Origin of the sequence: Streptosporangium sp. NPDC049046 (assembly GCF_040649155.1) — a bacterium.
GTDB lineage: Bacteria > Actinomycetota > Actinomycetes > Streptosporangiales > Streptosporangiaceae > Streptosporangium.
The window spans coordinates 301,099-319,219 of sequence record NZ_JBEZEZ010000004.1 but is presented as its reverse complement, the minus strand read 5'-3'; the positions used below and the strand labels follow the sequence as shown (position 1 = coordinate 319,219).

The window sequence follows — 18,121 nt, the reverse complement described above, 5'->3', positions numbered from 1 at the left end:
AAGGCTCAGTCCAATAATCACCTTTCTTCCATTATTTCCGTACAGACCGATACAGACCACCATGGAGGTATCAGGCGGAGGAGGAGTGATGACCGGCATCAAGCAGCTCACAGAGCAGGACCGTAAGGCGCGCGCCGAGGCCAACGAAGGGCTGCCGACGCTGGGCTTCGAAGAGGGCACGCCCTACGACGACTACGTGGGCACCGCCGCCCTGCGCGGCATCCAGCGCACCCTCACCGACGTTCCGGAGGAACTGCCGTTCCTGGTCACCACCCAGGTGATGGAACTCTATTTCGGACTGCTCCGCACCGAGTGGCACCTCGCCCAGCGGCAGCTCGACGAGGACGACGCCGACGCCGCGATCTCGACGATCAAGCGCACCGTACGGCACTTCGAGGCGCTCAACGCCGCCTGGGCCGCGCTGAGCTGGCTGACCCCCGCGCAGTTCAACTCCTTCCGCGACGCGCTCGGCGAGGGGTCCGGCTTCCAGTCGGCCCTCTACCGCCACGTGGAGTTCCTGCTCGGCAACAAGTCCGAGGCGCTCATCCGGCCGCACCGCCGCAACCCCGAGGCGTACGAGGAGCTCGTGGAGGCCCTGCACCGGCCGAGCCTCTACGACTCGGTCCTCGCCTTCCTCGCCCGTGCGGGCCACGCCGTCCCCCGTGCGGTGCTCGATCGCGACCTCGCCACCGAGCACGAGCCCGTCCCCGAGGTCGAGGCGGTCTGGGTCGAGGTGTACGGCGGTCCGCTCGCCCCGCTGGCCGAGGCGCTGACCGACCTGGCCGAGCAGTTCTCCGAGTGGCGCTACCGGCACCTGATGGCGGTGCGCCGCTCGATGGGCGCCAAGCCGGGCTCCGGCGGGTCGAGCGGCCTGAGCTGGCTGGAGCGGAGCATGCGACGGGAGATCTTCCCCGAACTCTGGACGGCCAGAACCCTGATGTGAGGCGCTTCCCGGCGCCTCACCCCGGGCTCCTCCGGGATCCTCCGGATTCTCCGACGCCCGCGGCCCGCGCGGCGCACCTCCCACCGAGGAGGAGGTCAGCCGACCTGGCAGGCAGGGCACCAGAAGAGGTTGCGCCCGGCGAGCACCCTCGTGCGGACCTCGGTGCCGCACAGGAAACAGGGCATGCCGGAGCGCCGGTAGACGTAGACCTCGCCGCCGTGGCCGTCGACGCGGGGCGGGCGGCCCATCGCCTGCGGCGTGTGCTCGGGCCTGACCGTGTCGATGTGGCCCACCCGGACGCCGTCGGCCATCAGAAGCACCAGATCCGCCCAGATCGCCTCCCACCGGTCGTGGGTGAGGTCGCGGCCGGGCCGTGACGGGTCGACCCCCTGGCGGAACAGCGCCTCGGCGCGGTAGATGTTGCCCACCCCCGCGACGACCGACTGGTCCATCAGCAGGACCCCGACGGAGACGCGGCTGCGGCTGATCCGCCGCCAGGCGATCTCCGGGTCGGCGTCCGCGCGCAGCGGGTCCGGCCCGAGCCTGGCGTGCAGCGCGGCCTTTCCCTCGGGGTCGAGCAGCTCGCAGGTGTTGGGACCGCGCAGGTCGGCGTACTCGCCCGTGTTGCTCAGGCGCAGGCGCACCATCCCCGTCGGGGCGGGCACGGGGACCGGGCCGAAGGCGTACTTGCCGTAGATGCCCAGGTGGACGTGGAGCCACCGCTCGTCGTCGAAACCCAGCAGCAGGTGCTTGCCGTGGGCGTCGGCCTCGGTGAGCACCCGCCCGTCGATCCGCAGGGCTCCGGCGGCGAACCGTCCCTGGGGGCTCTCCGCGTGCACGGCCCGCCCCCCGAACGCCCGCCGGTGCTCTCGGGCGAGGCGATGAATGGTGTGTCCTTCAGGCATGATTGTGAGAATCATACGATCCGCGCGGCGATGCTCAGGGCACCGCGGACGCCCGCTCCCGCCGACGCCGGGAACGGCGCCGGGCCAGGGCGTGGGCCGACGCGGCGAGCAGGGCTCCGGCCGCGTACGCCACGAGGTCGGCCGCGCCGAACGTGCTGCCGAGCACCAGCCTGGCCACGACGCTCACCTCGGAGAGCGCGGCGGGAACGGGCGTCAGCTGGGCCAGCTCGACCGCCCAGCTGAACGCCAGCGCGCCGATCGCGGCCCGCACCGGCGTGATCCGGGGCCACACCAGCACCACCAGCGCGTGGACGAGCACGGTGTAGAGGGCGTCGCCCGCGTACTTGCCGAACCAGCCGCCGGTGACCGCGCGGACGGTGAGCCCGGCCGCGACGGTCGCCACGGCGGCGAACGCGGCGAGCAGGCGCGTGCGGGAGGAGGGATCTTCCATCAGGGCCATCGAGTCGTCCGATGTACGAAGTTCAGGGGAGGGTGGGCAGGGGGCGGCCGTGCAGCCAGCTGGCGAACAGGTCGTCCAGCGGCCGCGTCGTGCGGCGCGCGGCGAGCGCGGTGAAGGCGTCGGTGGTGACGGTCCCGTGGCGGTGCCCGGCCGTCCACTCCCTGAGCAGCGCGAAGAAGGAGTCGTCGCCGACGGTGCGCCGGAGCGCGTGCAGGGTGAGGGCGCCGCGTTTGTAGACGCGGTCGTCGAACAGCCGCCGGGGACCCGGGTCGGCCAGCGTGAAGTCCTGCGGGAGCGCGGAGAGGCGGCGGTGCCAGCGGTGCGCGTGGTCGTCGGACGACAGGCCGCCGGAACTCTCCGACCAGATCCACTCCGCGTACGAGGCGAACCCCTCGTGCAGCCAGATGCCGCTCCAGTCGGCCACCGTGAGGCTGTTGCCGAACCACTGGTGGGCCAGTTCGTGCGCCACCAGCCGCTCCTCGCTTCGTCTGCCGTCCACGTGGTTCACCCCGAAGATCGACATGCCCTGCGCCTCGACCGGGATCTCCAGCTCGTCGTCCACGACCACCACGGTGTAGGAGCCGAACGGGTAGGGGCCGAACCGCTCGCTGAAGACCTCCATCATCCGCTCCTGGCGCCCGAAGTCGTGGCGCACCCGCGTGGCGTATCCGGCGGGGAAGACCAGCCGCGTCCCCGGACCGGCCTCGGCCTGCTGGTAGCGGCCGATCTGCACGCTCGCCAGGTAGGAGGACATCGGCTCGGCCTGCTCGTACACCCACGTGGTCGTCGAGGCCGCCCGGCGTTTGGAGACGAGCTCGCCGTTGGCGACCACCTGGTACACCGAGGCGGTGGTGACCGAGATCCGGTAGGTGGCCTTGTCGTCCGGCCGGTCGTTGCACGGGAACCACGAGGGCGCCCCGATCGGCTGGCCGGCCACGATGACGCCGTCGGTGAGCTGCTCCCAGCCGAGCCCGCCCCAGTGGCTGCTCACCGGGCGGGGGGTGCCCGCGTAGCGGATCTCGACGGTGAACCGGCCGGGGCGCAGCCCGGCGGGCGACAGGTGGAGCTTGCCGCCGCGGTGGGTGAAACGCGCCGGCGCGCCGTCGACCAGCACACCGCTCACCCGCAGGGCACCGAGGTCGAAGGCGACCCGGGTGAGCGGCCGCAGCGCCACCGCGGAGATCCTGGCCACCCCGCCCAGGCGGTTGGGGCCCACCCGGTAGTCGAGGGTGAGGTCGTAGTGCTCCACCCGGTAGCCGTCGTCGCCGTGCATAGGGAAGTACAGCTGGAGGGTGGAGGTCGTGCTCAAAGCCACACCGGCTTCCTCTGTTCGCGCGCTATCCTCGCCGGGCCCAGGCCGCGATCGGGTTGCCGAACCAGCGGGTCCCGGCGGGCACGGACTCGCCGCGCATCACCAGGGACGCCGGTCCGACCGTGGTGTTCTCCCCGATCGTCGCCGCGGGCAGGACCACCCCGTGGGGGCCGAGTGTGGATCCGTCCCGCATGACGACAGTATCGATGCTCATCACGCGGTCGTGGAACAGGTGTGTCTGCAACACGCATCCCCGGTTCACCGACACCCCGTCACCCAGGCTGACCAGGTCGACCTCCGGCAGCCAGTAGGTCTCGCACCACACGCCCCTGCCCACCCGCGCCCCCAAGGAGCGCAGCCACAGGTTCAGCGGCGCCGTCCCCAGCCAGTGCTGGGCGAACCAGGGCGCGGCGAGCACCTCCACGAAGGTGTCGGCCAGCTCGTTGCGCCACACGAACGAGCTCCACAGCGGCCGGTCGCCCACCGCGATCCTGCCCACCAGGACCCACTTGGCCACGGTCGCCGTCGCCGCGGCGAGCACCCCGCCGCCCAGCACCGCCACGCCCGACAGGGCCGCCGCCACCGCGAAGCCGTACGCCCCGGCCAGCCACTCCACGGTCGCCGCGACGAGCACGGCCACGGCGACCGTGCACATCAGCGGCACCACGCGGCACACCTCGACCGCGGCGCGGGCGAACCTCAGCCTCGGCGGTGGGTCGTAGGTGCGGCTCCGATCGCTCTCCTCGGCGGACCTGCGCAGCTCCACCGGGGGCATCCCCAGGTACGACGAGCCAGCCTTGGCCTTCTTCGGCGCCGCGGACAGCACCGCGACCAGCCCGTCCTTGGGCACCTTGCGCCCCGGCGCGGTCATCCCCGAGTTGCCGAGGAACGCGCGCTTGCCGATCCGCACGTGGCCGACCCGCAGCCGCCCGCCCTCCAGCTCGTACGGCGCGACCATCGTGTCGTCGGCGAGGAAGGCGCCGTCGCCGACCGAGGTCATCGACGGCAGCGCCAGCACGGTCGACAGCTCCACGTCACGGCCGACCTTCATGCCCAGGGCACGTAGCCAGGCGGGGGTGACCATGCTCGCGTACAGCGGGAACAGCCAGACCCGCGCCATCGACATGAGCAGGCCCGTCGCCCACGCCTGCCAGGCCTGGCGGCTGTGCACCGGGTGCTGCCCGGCGTGCAGGCCGAGCGAGAGCAGCCGCACCGACGCCACGGTGAGCAGGGCGAGGGTGGCCGCCGAGGCGAGGGTGGCGAGCGGCACCCCGTACAGGACGGAGGCGAGGGAGGGTGCGCCGTCGCGCAGCAGGACGGCGAGGCCCGGCAGCGCGGCGATCACCGGGAAGAGGCTCAGGACCAGCGCGGACAGCCCGTACGCCGTCGCCCAGGGCCATGAGCGCGGGGGGCGGTCGACGGCCGCGGGACGGGCCTTGCCCGTCCGGCTCGCGGGCACGCCCGCCCAGCGCTCCCCGGAGGGCACCGAGCCCGCCACCGCCGAACCGGGCGCCACCTGGGCGTTCTTGCCGATCTTCGTGCCGGGGAACAGGGTGGTGCGGGCGCCGACCGTGGCGGAGGCGCCGATCTTGATCTCGCCGACGCGCACCTGGTCGCCGTCGATCCAGTAGCCGTTCAGGTCGACCTCGGGTTCGACGGCCGCGTACCTGCCCAGTTTGAGCATTCCGGTGATCGGCGGCATCGAGTGCAGGTCCACGTCGTCGCCGACCTGGGCGCCGAGCGCCCGCGCGTAGTGGGTGAGCCACGGGGCGGTGGAGACCTCGCCCACGCCGAGCCGCTCGGAGAGCCGATCGGCGAACCACAGCCGCAGGTGCGTGCCGCCGCCCCTGGGGTACGTGCCGGGCTCAAGACCTCGTAGCAGCAGCCTGGCGCCGCCCGCGGCGAGCGCGATCCGCCCGGCGGGGCTGACGAACAGCAGCGCGCCGGCGAGCACCCACCACCACGAGACGGCGGGAGCCCAGGGAGATCCGGCCAGGTTGTTCAGCGCGGCGAGCGCCACCACCCAGCGCAGCGCGCCGACGCTGAGCAGCGGCACGGTGAGCGCCGCCTGCGCGATCGCGGCGCGGCGCGGCATCGGCGTGACGATCCGGTCGGTGGTCACGATCTCCGGCGCGTCGAGCGCCGACAGGTGCCTGCCGAGCCCGGCCAGCGTCGGGTGGTCGTAGACGTCGCCGACGGTGACCGCCGGGTAGCGGGTCCGCAGCGTCGAGACCAGCCGCGCCGCCGCGAGGCTGGTGCCGCCCTCGGCGAAGAAGTCGCCCTCGACGCCGCCCAGGATGTCCGTCCAGCACTCGGTCACCCACGGGTCGACGTCCGGCACCCCGGCGTCCGGTGTCTCCGGCGTTCCCGGTCTGCCGGGCAGCGGCCAGGGCAGCGCGTCCCTGTCGATCTTCCCGGAGGTGCGGGTCGGGAGCTCGTCCACGAGGGCGATCCTGGGGACGAGCGCGGCGGGCAGGGAGTGGCGGAGGCGGTCTCTGGCGTCTTGCTGGTCGAACTCCTCACCGGGCACGACGTAGCCGACGAGCAACTGGTGTCCGCCGCCGGTCGTGCGGACCGCCGAGGCCGCCCCGGCGACCCCGGGCAGCGCCTGCAGCGCCGCGTCCACCTCGCCCAGCTCGATCCTGCGCCCGCCGAGCTTGATCTGCTCGTCGGCCCGCCCGACGAAGACGAGCCCTTCCGGCTCCGCCCTCACCAGGTCGCCGCTGCGATAGGCGCGCTCCCAGCCGAGCGAGGTGAGCGGCGCGTACTTCTCCGCGTCCTTGACCGGATCCAGGTATCTGGCGAGCCCGACCCCGCCGATGACCAGCTCGCCGGTCTCTCCCATCGCCACCGGCTCGCCGTCCTTGCCGACGACGGCGAGGTCCCAGCCCGTCAGCGGCAACCCGATCCGCACCGGGCCCTCGCCGGTGAGCGGCGCCGCGCACGCCACCACCGTCGCCTCGGTCGGGCCGTAGGTGTTCCACACCTCGCGGCCCGGCACGGCCAGCCGCTCGGCCAGCTCCGGGGGACACGCCTCGCCGCCGAAGATCAGCAGTCGTACGTCGTCGAGCGTCTCGACGGGCCAGAGCGCCGCCAGCGTCGGTACGGTCGACACCACCGTGATGCCCATGTCCAGCAGCCACGGCCCCAGGTCCATGCCGGTGCGCACCAGCGCGCGCGGCGCCGCCACCAGGCAGCCGCCGTGACGCCAGGCGAGCCACATCTCCTCGCAGGAGGCGTCGAACGCCACCGACAGCCCCGCCAGCACCCGGTCACCGGGGCCGATCGGCTCTTTCGCGAGGAACAGCCGCGCCTCGGCGTCCACGAACGCCGCGGCGCTGCGGTGGGTCACCGCCACCCCCTTGGGCCTGCCGGTGGAGCCGGAGGTGAAGATGATCCACGCGTCGTCCTCGGGGCCGGGGCGCTCGCCGACCCGCTTTCGCTCCTCGCCCGCTCTCCCGTCCGTCGCGTCCGCACCGCGCCTGCTGTACGGACCCCCGCCGTGCAACTCGGCCGCGTAGTCGAGTTCGGAGCCGCCGGTGCGCCGGGGCTCGGGCGTGAGGTGTTCGGGGCCGTGAGGGTGGTGAATCTCACATCCGGCACCCTGCTCGTCGGAGGGTTCACCGGGGTGCCTGTCGCGGCCGGCCGGGTGCGCCGCGCCGTCACCGGAGGAGGGGGCGCCCAGGTGCTCGTACGGGTCGCCGTAGGGGGAGATCTTCCCGCCGTCGCCGATGACGGCGCGGACATTCGCCTCGCCGAAGACCAGGTCGGCCCGCTCGTCGGGGTCGTCGGCGTCCACCGGCACATAGGCGGCCCCGGCGGTGAGCACGGCGACGATCGCGACGTACAGGCCGACGGTGCCCGAGGGGATCCGCACCCCGACCCGGTCCCCGCGCCCGATCCCGGCCGCCCGCAGCTCCAGGGCCATCCGGTTCGCCTCGGCCCGCAGCCCGGTGTAGTCGAGACGGGTCTTGCCGTCGTCCAGGGCGAGCGCGTGGGGGTGCCGTCGCGTGGTCTGGTCGAGGATGTCCAGCAACGTCCTGACCTGCGGCGCGGCCCCTCCGGGCAGGAGCGCTCGCGACGGCACACCGGTGCCGGCCGGTAACGGAATCACTGTCTTCCCCCATGTGTACGCCCCCTGTGGGCCCGGGACAGCCTACGTGCACGGGGTTAACGCGTTTCCTCCGTGAGGCCGTACCTCACATGAACCTTCCCTTTCGGGCATATTTCACCCAGATGGCAGTGGGGGCCTACCGGGCGTTGACGTCCCTTTCGGTGCGATCTTAAACTCAACGCATAGTGAATTAGCTGCCGCACGGCGAGGCCGGGACGTCTGCGGCGGCCACGGCACGGGAGCGTGACGCCATGCGCAGGACATCCGCCGCGGTCGGGACCACGATCTTCTTCGCCTTGGCGCCGGGAACCGTCGCGGGGTTCCTGCCCTGGTGGATCACCCGCTGGGAGGAGGGGGACCTCCTGCGCGCGGCGCCGCTCTGGGGTGCGGTGCCGCTGCGCCTGGCGGGCGCGGCACTCGTTCTCGCCGGGACCGCGGTGCTGGTCAGGGCGTTCGTCCGGTTCGTCGTGGAAGGTCTCGGCACCCCCGCCCCGATCGCGCCCACCGAGCACCTGGTCGTCGGCGGGCTGTACGCCCACGTCCGCAATCCGATGTACGTGTCGGTCCTCGCGGTCATCTGCGGGCAGGCGCTGCTCCTGGGCCGCCCCGTCCTGCTGCTGTACGCCGTCGCCGTGGCCGTGCCGGTCGTCGCGTTCGTCCGCTGGTACGAGGAGCCGACCCTGCGCCGCGCGTTCGGCGCCGACTACGAGAGATACCGTGCGGCGGTGCCGGGCTGGTGGCCCCGCTCGCGTGCCTACGAACCCTGATCGATCGCCGTACGGCTGGTCCGCGCCGTCACGGGCAGGACGGCAGCCATCCCTTGGCCGCCGCGAGGCACCCGGCCTGGAACCGGCTGCGAGCCCCGAGCCGTTCCATCAGTTCGGCGGTGACGCGCCGCAGGGTGCGCACCGAGACGTCGAGCCTGCGGGCCACCGCCTCGTCGGTCAGCCCCGTCGAGAGCAGGCGGAGCACCTCGCGCTCCTGGTCGCTGAGGCCCTTCTCGTCGCGCCTGCGCTCCTCGCCCAGCGGGCCGGCGGTCCCCCAGGTCTGCTCGAACAGGGCGACCAGGGCGGCGACCACGCCCGCCCCGCGCAGCAGAACCGCGCCGACGCTGCTGTCCGCCGGGTCCGTCGGCAGCAGGGCCGTCCGGCGGTCGAAGATGAGCATGCGAAGCGGGAGCCCGGGGGTGGTGCGGACCTGGCCGCCGTTACCGGTGAGCCAGGTCGCGTATCCGGTGGTCGCCTGGTCGTTGCGGACACTGTCGGGGTAGATGATGCGGATCGCCACACCACGGTCGAGCAGAGCCTCGTCCAGCGGGCGGCTCGCCAGGAGGTTCTCCGGGGTCTGGGCGCTCTTGGGTTCGAATCCGAGCAGTTCCTGCCGGCACCCGCCGACCAGCTCCTCGATCCTGCCGCGGATCGTGTCGATGCCGACGAGCGCCTCGGAGTCGCCGTCCGAGCGCGCCGGGTGGTGGTCGCCGTAGGCGGCGATCATCTGGGCGACGGCCGTCCGGCTCCGCTCGATCTCCTGCTGCTTGGCCAGCAGCGCGGCCTCCTCCCTGGCCAGCAGCGCGGAGAGTCCCACCTCCGGGCGGACCAGGCGCAGCACGTCCGGCTCCTCCCAGGAGGGGCGCAGGAGTGACAACTTGGCCAGTTCGTCCAGGGTGGCGCGGATCCGGTGGACCGGCCATCCCAGCTCCAGACTCAGTTCGGTCACCCCGAAGGAGGGGTTCTCCAGAATGGTGCGGTAGACGGTTTCCTCGGCGGACCCGATGCCAAGCAGCATGAGCACGACTCCTCCACGGTTCGAGCATGACCGAGACACGATCCGGTGGGCGGGACCCACGACGATCACAGCCTGAAAAGTAGCCGGGCGCAGTGATGACCGGGTTACGCGATCGCCCCGCCCTCGCCGGGGCGTGCCGGTCCGCCGGGATCGCCCTTCGGGCGCGGGGTGTGGGGGGCGTCCTCCGAGGGGCCTGCCGGGGCGGTGCGCGGGGTCCGCGGGGACGCCGTGTGGGGCCGCCGGCGCCGGGGCGCGGGAGCCGGAGCGCGCTGGCATGATGCTGCCACGCCATGGACCTGACAGGGGAAACACCTGGTGGATTCGCCACGCGCGAACCACGGTCGATTCATGTATCTCATCAACGCGCGCCTGCGTGCCCCCCAGATCGAAGGCCACCTGGCCCCGGACGGCGGGTGGATGCCCGCGCGTGAGCTCCGCCATCTCCTTCTGGTACTGGCGGAGCCCGCCGACGGGATAGAGCACATCTACAGCGAGCAGCATCCCGCCGGAATCCATCTCGGTCTCTTCATCCGCAGGCCCACCCTCGACGAGGCCGAGAGCGCCGCGGCCCGGCTGTGCCTGCGTGCCCTGCACGGCGTTCCCGAACTCTCCGGGTGGTCGCTGGTGGCCTGCGGCACCGACCTCGACCTCGCGCTCGGGCGTCTTGAGTCCTTCGACGAGGAGGCCTGTCAGCGTCCTGCCATTGCAGCGCGCTGACAGGCTCCAGGGCTTCCGCAACCAACCGCGATCGCCCAAGAATCGAAGTGTCAGAACGAAGCGGGAAATATCCGGAAATGAAATTCGGAGATCGCCCGCGAAACAGAAAAAGGGCGCCGAGAATCGCCGGTCGAAAGGAAAGAAGAACAATGAGCACCACGGTCCGTCGCATCGCCCCCGCACTCGGCGCCCACTCTCTCACCGCCCTTCTCGTCGCCGCGGCCGTGCCCGGGATGAGGGCCGGCCTCGCGGCCACCGCGGCCCGCACCCCGGCGGGCGGCGCCGGCTGGCAGTGAGCCGACCAGGAGAGACCCAGAAAACCATTCGTCACGGGCACCGAGCCCGAGAAGTCGTCCGGGAGGCGACCATCGTGAAGCACCAGGAAGTCGAGTTACTCGCTCTCGGCGCAGGGCCGTCCAACCTCGCCCTCGCCGTGGCCCTCGAAGAGCTCGCTCCGGAACTGGCCACAAGAACGCTGATCATAGAACAGCACGAGAACGTGGTCTGGCATCGGGGAATGCTGCTGCCCTGGGCCCAGAGCCAGGTTTCCTTTCTCAAGGACCTGGTCACGTTGAGAAACCCGCAGAGCAGATTCTCCTTCGTGAACCACCTGCACTCCGTGGGAAGGCTCAGTGAATTCGTCAATCTGGGCAGTTTCACCCCGTACAGGACGGAGATCTCGAACTACCTGCTCTGGGTGGCGGAGTCGCTCGCCCAGGTGCGCATCGAGTACGGCCGGCGCTGCGTGGCGGTCGAGCCGGTCATGGCCGAGGATGGCGGCGTCGAACGGTGGATCGTCCGGCTCGCCGACGGATCGACCATCGGCTGCCGCACCCTGGTGGTCGGCGCGGGCCGTGACGCCCACATCCCCGAGGTGTTCGACGAGCTCCCCCGCGAGCGGATCATCCACAGCACCGAGTACAGCCAGGTGATCGCCGAGATCGACCACGACGCCCCGCACCGGGTCGCGGTCATCGGCGGCGCGCAGAGCGCGGCCGAGATGCTGTGGGCCACTCACCAGAGCATGCCCAACGCCCAGTGCACGATGATCATGCGCTCCATCGGCCTCACCGGCTACGAGAGCAGTAAGTTCACCAACGAGCTCTTCTACGCCTCCTTCGTCGACGAGTTCCATCGGTCGCGTCCCGAGGCACGACGCCAGCTCCTCGGCGAGATGCACCGCACCAACTACGCCGGGCTGTCGCCAGGCCTGCTCGAAAACCTCTACCGGCAGATCTATCTGGAGCGCCTCGCCGGACAGGAGAGGATCCGGATGATCACGATGGCCGAGATCTCCCGGGCCAGGATCGAGGGCGACGAGATCGTCCTCACCCTCCGGGACAGGAAGAGCGGCGACCACGACGAGCTGACCTGCGACGTCCTGCTGCTCGGCACCGGCTTCGACCGCCGGATGCCCACGCTGATCCGCGACCTCGCCACCAAGGCCGGCCTCGGCGAGATCGGTGTCGATCGCTTCTACAAGCTGTCCCTGCCCACCGGCTCGGGCGCCGCCTGCTACCTGCAGGGCGTGAACGAGGACACGCACGGCATCGCCGACTCCCTGCTCAGCACGCTGGCCAACCGGGCGGAGGAGATCGTCTACGACATCCAGGGCAACAACGCCGCCGCCGAGCTCCTCACGCCGTTCGCCCTCCCGATCGCCTCCTGACCCCTGCCGAGCCTCTCGGAAACCTTCGAGGAGAACCCCCGTGGACCTCCGTACCTTTGACCCCGCCCACCTGCGCCAGGACAACGGGCTGCTCGCCAAGCGGCTGCTGCCCTGGGAGACGCTGAACGCCCCCTTCGAAGGCGCCTGGTGCGTCATCGAACCGGGAACCGCCTCGACCCGGCACGCCCACCACGAATACGAGATCTTCATCGCCGTCTCCGGCGAGGCCGTTCTGGAGAGCGAGGGCGAGAGCAGCCCCTTCTCCGCCGGAGACGTCGTCTACTTCCCGCCCGGCACCGACCACCGGGTCGTCAACGACGGCACCGCCAGCTTCGAGATGTACGGCATCTGGTGGGACCACGACATGACCCGCACGTTCGAGAACCGCCACCAGGAGGAGAGATGACGGAGACGATCGTCATCGCCGCGACGCCGACGCCGAACGGTGACCTGCACGTCGGTCACATGGCGGGTCCCTACGTCGCCGGAGACGTCTACGCCCGCTACCTGCGGGCCGAAGGCCGCGGGGTCAACTACAACACCTGCACCGACGACAGCCAGTCGTACATGATCTCGACCGCCCACAAGCACGGCACCACGCCCGCCGAGCTGTGCGCGACGTCCACCGCCCGCATCCAGCGGTCGGTCGAGGCGATGGGCATCTCGCTGGCCCCGATGCCGCCCATCGACGACGTCTACCGGCGTACCGTGCTCGACTTCGTCACCGCCCTGCACGAGCAGGGCCGGTTCGAGACGCGGACCGTGCGAATGCCGTACGCGGAGAACGCGGGAACCTACCTGTTCGACGGGCTGGTCAAGGGCGAGTGCCCGGCCTGCCTGACCGAGAGCTGCGGCGGGTCGTGCGAGGGCTGCGGCCACCCCAACCACTTCGACGACCTGGGCGACCCGCGCTCGGTCCTCGACCCCGCCGACCCGGTGACCTCGCGCGAGGTCACCGTCCTGGTCCTGCCCATCGAGAACTACCGGGAGGAGCTCACCGCCTACTACGCCGCCCGCGAGAGCACCTGGAGGGGACACAGCAAGCAGCTCATCCGCGAGATCCTGGCCAGGCCGCTCCCCGAGATCCCGATCACGGTGCCCTCGCCGGGCTGGGGGATCGACGCCCCCTTCGCCGAGACGCCCGGCCAGATCCTCTACCCGTGGGTCGAGGCGATGCCCGCCTCGATCTACAGCACCTGGAAGGCGGCCGGCGAGCCGGCGGGCCCCGTCGACCAGGCATGGCTCGCCGAGAGCGGCAACAGCCTCGTCTACTTCCACGGATTCGACAACGTCTACTTCTGGGGCATGGTCGACCTGGTCATGCTGCTCGCCCACGGCGACCGCTACATCACCCCCGACACCAACATCTGCAACGAGTTCTATGAGCTGGAGAACGAGAAGTTCTCCACCAGCCGCAACCACCTCATCCGCGGCGCCGACCTGGTCGCCGAGGTGCCGCGCGACCTCGTCCGGTTCTATCTCGCCCTGACCTGCCCCGAGGACCAGCGGGCCAACTTCACCAGGGAGGGGCTCGACAAGGTCACCTCCCGCAGGTTGCGCGAGCCGTGGAACGCGCTCGCCGACCGCCTCGACGCCCTCGTCACCGACCCGGGGGAGGAGCTGAAGGTCACCGACGCCGGACGCCGCCGGGCCGCGGTGGTCGTCGAGAGGTTCCGGCTCTGCTACGACCTCACCTCGTTCAGCCTCACCCGGGCGGCGGACAACATCGTCACCCAGCTCTCGAGGCTGCTGACCGCCGAGCGCGACGAGCCCGGCGACCTCCTGATGGAGGTGCGCGCCTTCCTCTCCTGCGCCGCCCCCGTCCTCATCGACGTCGCGGCCGAGGCCGAGGCGGCCGGTGTCGAGCTCACCCTCGACACCTCCGCGGAGACGATCGACGCCTTCACGCTACCGCGACTGCCCGGGAGCCCCCGATGAAACTCCTCGCCATGGAAGCCCGTCAGAACGCCACCTACTACCACTCCCGCTACCAGCAGGTTCAGGACTACGGCGCCGAACTCTACGTCCTCAACGGCATCGGCACCCCGGACTTCTGGCCGGAGGACCGCTACCGCGTCGTGGGCTCCCAGAACATCGACGACCTCATCACCGAGGCCAAGGAGTGGCACGAGCAGGAGCGCTTCGACGGGATCATCACCTTCTCGGAGTCGGCCGTGACCACGGTCGCGGCCGTCGCCGAGGCGCTCGGACTGCCGGGCGTGGGCGTCGAGGCGGCCAGGACCAGCCGCAACAAGCTGCTGATGCGCGAGGCGCACCGCAAATACGATGCTCCGCACCCCGGCTTCCGCTTCGTCACCGACCTGGAGGCCGCGCTCGGCGCGGCCGGCGACTTCGGCTACCCGGTCATCCTCAAGCCCACCCTGGGTGCCGCGAGCAACTTCGTGTTCAAGGTCGACGACGCCGAGGAGATGGCGGAGCTGTTCCCGCAGGCGCTGGAGGGCATCGAGGGGATGTCGTGGTTCGAGATGGAGGCGCACGGCCTCGATCTCGGCCCGCACGGCCTGCTCGTCGAGGCGTTCCTCGACGGCGACGAGTTCCTCATCGAGGCGGTGGCCTGGGACGGCGAGGTCTACCTCGGCTCCATCGTGGACCGCATCACCGTCGAGGGAGGCACCTTCGACGACGACGTGCACCACGGGCCGACCGCCCTCACCCCCGAGCAGGTGAACGCGGTCCACCGCGTGGTCAGGGCCGGCGCTCACTCCCAGGGGCTGCGCCGCAGCGTGCTGCACGCCGAGGTGCGCTTCCACCAGGGCGAGCCGTACCTGCTGGAGATCGCGATCAGGCCCGGTGGCGGCGGGCTGGACCTCATCGCCGGGATCACCGCCGCGCACAACCCGATCCGCGCCGTGATGGACGTGGCCCGCGGTGCCGCGCCGAGGGTGCGCCACTACCGGCCGACCGGTGTCCACATCACCGCGATGTGCCTGATGTGCGACGCGGGCAAGATCGCCGCGATCGACGTGCCGGAGGAGGTCTCCGAGTCCGAGCGGGTCTTCTTCCTCAAGGTCACCGCCAAGCCCGGGGACGTCGTCCGGCGCCCGCCGGAGGGCAACAGCATCCTCGGCTTCCTGGGCACCACCGGCACCTCCCTGGAGGACGCCAGGGAGACGATGCTCGACTACGCCTCCAAGATCAAGGTCACGTTCGTCCAGGACGGAGAAGCGTCATGACACAGCTGGCCGAGGAGGCGCCGCAGCGGACCCTGAGGGTCGCCCGCACCCGCCGCTACCTGATGTGCCCTCCCACCCACTTCGACGTCGTCTACTCCATCAACCCCTGGATGAACCCCGGCAAACCGGTCGACGGCGCGCTGGCGAGGCTCCAGTGGGACGGCCTGCTGCGCGCCTTCCGCGCCCTGGGACACCAGGTGGAGTTCATCGAACCGCTGCCCGGCAACCCCGACATGGTCTTCGCCGCCAACGGCGCGACGGTCATCGACGGCAAGGTGCTGTCGGCCAGGTTCCGTCACGAGGAGCGGGCCGCCGAAGGCCCCGCCTACCTGGAGTGGTTCCGCGCCCGCGGCTACCAGACCCGCGAGGCCGTCTTCGTCAACGAGGGCGAGGGCGACTACCTGCACGCGGGACGGTACCTGCTGGCCGGCACCGGCTTTCGCACCGACATCCGCTCGCACCGCGAGGCGGAGAGGTTCTTCGGGATGCCCGTGGCGGGGCTGAGACTGGTCGACCCGCGCTTCTACCACCTCGACACCGCGCTCGCGGTGCTCGACCGCGACCAGATCATGTACTACCCGGGGGCCTTCTCCAGGGAGAGCCAGGGCGTGCTGCGCGTCCTGTACCCCGACGCGATCATCGCCAACGAGGCCGACGCCGAGGTGTTCGGGCTGAACGCCGTCTCCGACGGCCGCCACGTCCTGCTGCCGCCCGCGGCCACCCACCTGATGGGCGAGCTGCGCGAGCGCGGCTACGAGCCCATCGGCGTCGAGCTCTCCGAGCTGCTGAAGTCCGGCGGCAGCGCCAAGTGCTGCACCCTCGAACTCCGGGCGGCCCGCTCATGATCGACTACAACGGACGCCGCTTCACCACCGGCGGCGTCCCGGCGGGGGAGGAGCACCCGATCGCCCTGTACCGCCAGGACGGCGACCTGCTGTGGGGCGAGTTCTCCGGCGGCCACGCCCGCCGGGGGACCCTCACCGGGCTCTGCGCCCCCGACGGCACCCTCGACTTCGCCTACACCATGGTCCTCGACACCGGCGCCGTCGTGTCGGGCCACTGCCGCAGCACCCCCGAACTCCTCCCGGACGGCCGCGTCCTGCTCCACGAGACGTGGGAGCGCTACGGAGCCCACGCGAGCAGCGGTGTGTCGCTGCTCGAAGAGATCGACCCCGAGACCTTCGCCCTGCCCCACCAGAGGACTGAGAGCTGATCATGACCCTGAACACCATCGCCCGTCCGAACGTGGAGCGGCCCGTCAAGGGCGGCACGGTGACCTGGGCCTGCGCCCCCGGATTCCCCCCCTCGATCATCTTCCCCTTCACCCCGCCCGAGCGCTTCGGCACCCGCAACCTGCTCGAGTTCCAGATCCTGATGTACCGGCCGCTCTACTTCTTCGGCACCCACGGCACCCCCGAGGTCGACTACGACCTCAGCATCGGCGAGCCCCCGCAGTGGAGCGAGGACGGTCTTACCGTCACCGTCACCGTCAAGCCCTGGAAATGGTCCAACGGCGAGACGATCTGCGCGGACAACGTGCTGTTCTGGGTGAACATGATGGCGGTCAAGGGCGAGCGCTACGGCGAGTACGTGCCGGGCTGCTTCCCCGACAACCTCGTCTCCTACGGCAAGCTCGCCGAGGACAAGGTCTACTTCACCTTCGACAAGGTCTACTCCAAGCGCTGGGTGCTGATGAACCAGCTCAGCACCATCACCCCGATGCCCAAGGCATGGGACCGCACCGCCGAGGGGCCCTCCGACGCCTCGTACAGCCTGGAGAACGTCGCCGCGGTCTACGACTTCCTGATGGGCGAGAACGGCGGCGTCATCGAGGAGGACAACTCCGATCGGGTGCACTGGGCGACGAGCCCGGTGTGGAGCGTGGTCAGCGGCCCGTGGCGGCTGAAGAGCTACACCATGGAGGGCGTCGTCACCTTCGTCCCCAACGAGCACTACTCCGGGCCGAACAAGCCGCACCTGGACGAGTTCCGGCAGATCCCCTTCATGTCCGACGGGGAGGAGTACCAGAAACTGCTGGAGGGACCGGACGGACCCGACGGCATCCAGGTCGGTTACCTCCCGCTGAGCTTCAGCACCGAGCCGACCGACGACCCCACCAAGGGCGGTCCCAACCCACTGGGTGAGAACTACACGCTGGTCCCGCAGGCGGCCTTCTGCATCCGCTATATCCCGCTCAACTACAACAACCCGACCGTCGCGGGGAAGATGCTCGCCCAGACCTACATCAGGCAGGCGATGCAGCACGCGCTCGACCAGGACCGGGCGGCCCGCGACATCTACCACGGCTACGCCTACCGGCAGGACGGGCCGGTGCCCCGCTACCCGGTGAGCGACCTGGTCTCGCCCACCCTGCAGGGCGCGCCGATCCTGCCCTTCGACGCCGAGCGGGCCCGCGAGCTGCTGGAGGCGAATGGCTGGGACACCAGCACGACGCCGGCCGTCTGCGTCAACCCCGGCACCGGCCCCGGCCAGGCCGGGGAGGGCATCCCCGGCGGAACCAAGCTCAGCTTCTCGCTGAGGTACGCCGAGGGCCGTCCCGCGCTCACCCGGCTGATGGAGCAGTTCCGTGACGACGCGGTCAAGGCCGGCATCGAGCTGCGGCTGCAGGAGGTCTACGGCTCGGTCCTGGTCGCCGAGGACGCCCCCTGCGTCGTCGGACCCGACAGCCCGTGCCTGTGGGAGCTGAGCACCTGGGGCGGCGGCTGGGTCTACCACTACCCGAGCGGCGAGATCCTCTTCCGGACCGACGCCGGCGGCAACTTCGGCCACTACACCGACCCGAAGGCCGACGAGCTCATCGACCGCACCCTGACCAGCGACGACCCCGCCGCGCTCTACGAGTACCAGGACTACATCGCCGAGCAGGTCCCCGTCATCTTCATCCCCAACTTCTCGCTGCGGCTGTTCGAGGTCGCCAACAACCTCCGCGGCTTCGAGCCGATCAACCCCTTCGGGATGATCAGCCCGGAGAACTGGTACTACGTCGAGAACGGTGACTGAT

The 18,121-nt window shown here is 70.9% G+C and carries 16 protein-coding genes; 11 read left to right on the top strand and 5 right to left on the bottom strand.

The window, feature by feature from the left end; all coding sequences use genetic code 11:
- The first annotated feature begins 88 nt into the window (after positions 1-88).
- A complete protein-coding gene (locus AB0B96_RS07815; protein ID WP_350943850.1) occupies positions 89-943 on the top strand; it encodes a tryptophan 2,3-dioxygenase family protein in 855 nt (284 codons plus the stop codon).
- A 95-nt stretch (positions 944-1,038) separates the two neighbouring features.
- On the opposite strand, the gene AB0B96_RS07810 is transcribed toward AB0B96_RS07815, so the two are convergent.
- From AB0B96_RS07810 to AB0B96_RS07795, 4 genes are read right to left on the bottom strand one after another with little or no spacing between them, the layout of a single operon-like run.
- The gene (locus tag AB0B96_RS07810; RefSeq protein WP_350943848.1) at positions 1,039-1,848 is read right to left on the bottom strand and encodes a DNA-formamidopyrimidine glycosylase family protein; all 810 of its coding nucleotides are present in this window, start codon (positions 1,846-1,848) and stop codon (positions 1,039-1,041) included.
- Positions 1,849-1,882: 34 nt separating this feature from the next.
- Positions 1,883-2,299 (bottom strand): DUF2809 domain-containing protein, encoded by a 417-nt coding sequence (locus AB0B96_RS07805; RefSeq protein ID WP_350943846.1) that lies wholly within the window; start codon positions 2,297-2,299, stop codon positions 1,883-1,885.
- A 31-nt stretch (positions 2,300-2,330) separates the two neighbouring features.
- Positions 2,331-3,623, bottom strand: coding sequence for a M1 family metallopeptidase (locus AB0B96_RS07800; RefSeq protein WP_362897110.1), 1,293 nt, complete (start codon positions 3,621-3,623; stop codon positions 2,331-2,333).
- Between the two features lie 22 nt (positions 3,624-3,645).
- Complete coding sequence (locus tag AB0B96_RS07795; protein WP_362897109.1) at positions 3,646-7,734, bottom strand: Pls/PosA family non-ribosomal peptide synthetase; 4,089 nt, start codon at positions 7,732-7,734, stop codon at positions 3,646-3,648.
- A 251-nt stretch (positions 7,735-7,985) separates the two neighbouring features.
- On the opposite strand from AB0B96_RS07795, the gene AB0B96_RS07790 reads away from it, so the two are divergent.
- Complete coding sequence (locus tag AB0B96_RS07790; protein WP_362897108.1) at positions 7,986-8,501, top strand: methyltransferase; 516 nt, start codon at positions 7,986-7,988, stop codon at positions 8,499-8,501.
- Positions 8,502-8,529: 28 nt separating this feature from the next.
- Here AB0B96_RS07790 and AB0B96_RS07785 read toward each other — a convergent pair whose 3' ends face one another.
- Positions 8,530-9,519, bottom strand: coding sequence for a LuxR C-terminal-related transcriptional regulator (locus AB0B96_RS07785; protein ID WP_362897107.1), 990 nt, complete (start codon positions 9,517-9,519; stop codon positions 8,530-8,532).
- 348 nt (positions 9,520-9,867) lie between these two features.
- On the opposite strand from AB0B96_RS07785, the gene AB0B96_RS07780 reads away from it, so the two are divergent.
- The 9 genes from AB0B96_RS07780 to AB0B96_RS07740 all read left to right on the top strand — a co-directional run bounded on the left by AB0B96_RS07780 (position 9,868) and on the right by AB0B96_RS07740 (position 18,120).
- Entirely contained in the window at positions 9,868-10,236 is a 369-nt protein-coding gene (locus tag AB0B96_RS07780; protein WP_350943838.1) for a hypothetical protein, read from the top strand.
- Positions 10,237-10,385: 149 nt separating this feature from the next.
- Positions 10,386-10,532: a hypothetical protein gene (locus tag AB0B96_RS07775; RefSeq protein WP_362897106.1), complete on the top strand. Its 147-nt coding sequence runs from the start codon at positions 10,386-10,388 to the stop codon at positions 10,530-10,532.
- A gap of 74 nt (positions 10,533-10,606) precedes the next feature.
- Entirely contained in the window at positions 10,607-11,905 is a 1,299-nt protein-coding gene (locus tag AB0B96_RS07770) for a SidA/IucD/PvdA family monooxygenase (RefSeq protein ID WP_362897105.1), read from the top strand.
- Positions 11,906-11,945: 40 nt separating this feature from the next.
- Positions 11,946-12,311 carry a cupin domain-containing protein gene (locus AB0B96_RS07765; protein ID WP_350943832.1) on the top strand — a complete coding sequence of 122 codons (366 nt, stop codon included), beginning with the start codon at positions 11,946-11,948 and terminating at the stop codon, positions 12,309-12,311.
- Positions 12,308-13,843: a class I tRNA ligase family protein gene (locus tag AB0B96_RS07760; protein WP_362897104.1), complete on the top strand. Its 1,536-nt coding sequence runs from the start codon at positions 12,308-12,310 to the stop codon at positions 13,841-13,843. The genes AB0B96_RS07765 and AB0B96_RS07760 overlap by 4 nt, the downstream gene beginning before the upstream one ends.
- Before the next feature lie 11 nt (positions 13,844-13,854).
- A complete protein-coding gene (locus tag AB0B96_RS07755) occupies positions 13,855-15,099 on the top strand; it encodes an ATP-grasp domain-containing protein (protein WP_362897103.1) in 1,245 nt (414 codons plus the stop codon).
- Positions 15,096-15,944, top strand: coding sequence for a dimethylargininase (ddaH, locus tag AB0B96_RS07750; RefSeq protein WP_350943826.1), 849 nt, complete (start codon positions 15,096-15,098; stop codon positions 15,942-15,944). Before AB0B96_RS07755 ends, ddaH begins: the two co-directional genes overlap by 4 nt.
- Positions 15,941-16,312 (top strand): hypothetical protein, encoded by a 372-nt coding sequence (locus AB0B96_RS07745; RefSeq protein WP_350943825.1) that lies wholly within the window; start codon positions 15,941-15,943, stop codon positions 16,310-16,312. Before ddaH ends, AB0B96_RS07745 begins: the two co-directional genes overlap by 4 nt.
- Positions 16,313-16,314: 2 nt before the next feature.
- Positions 16,315-18,120, top strand: coding sequence for an ABC transporter substrate-binding protein (locus AB0B96_RS07740; protein ID WP_350943823.1), 1,806 nt, complete (start codon positions 16,315-16,317; stop codon positions 18,118-18,120).
- Position 18,121 lies beyond the last annotated feature (1 nt).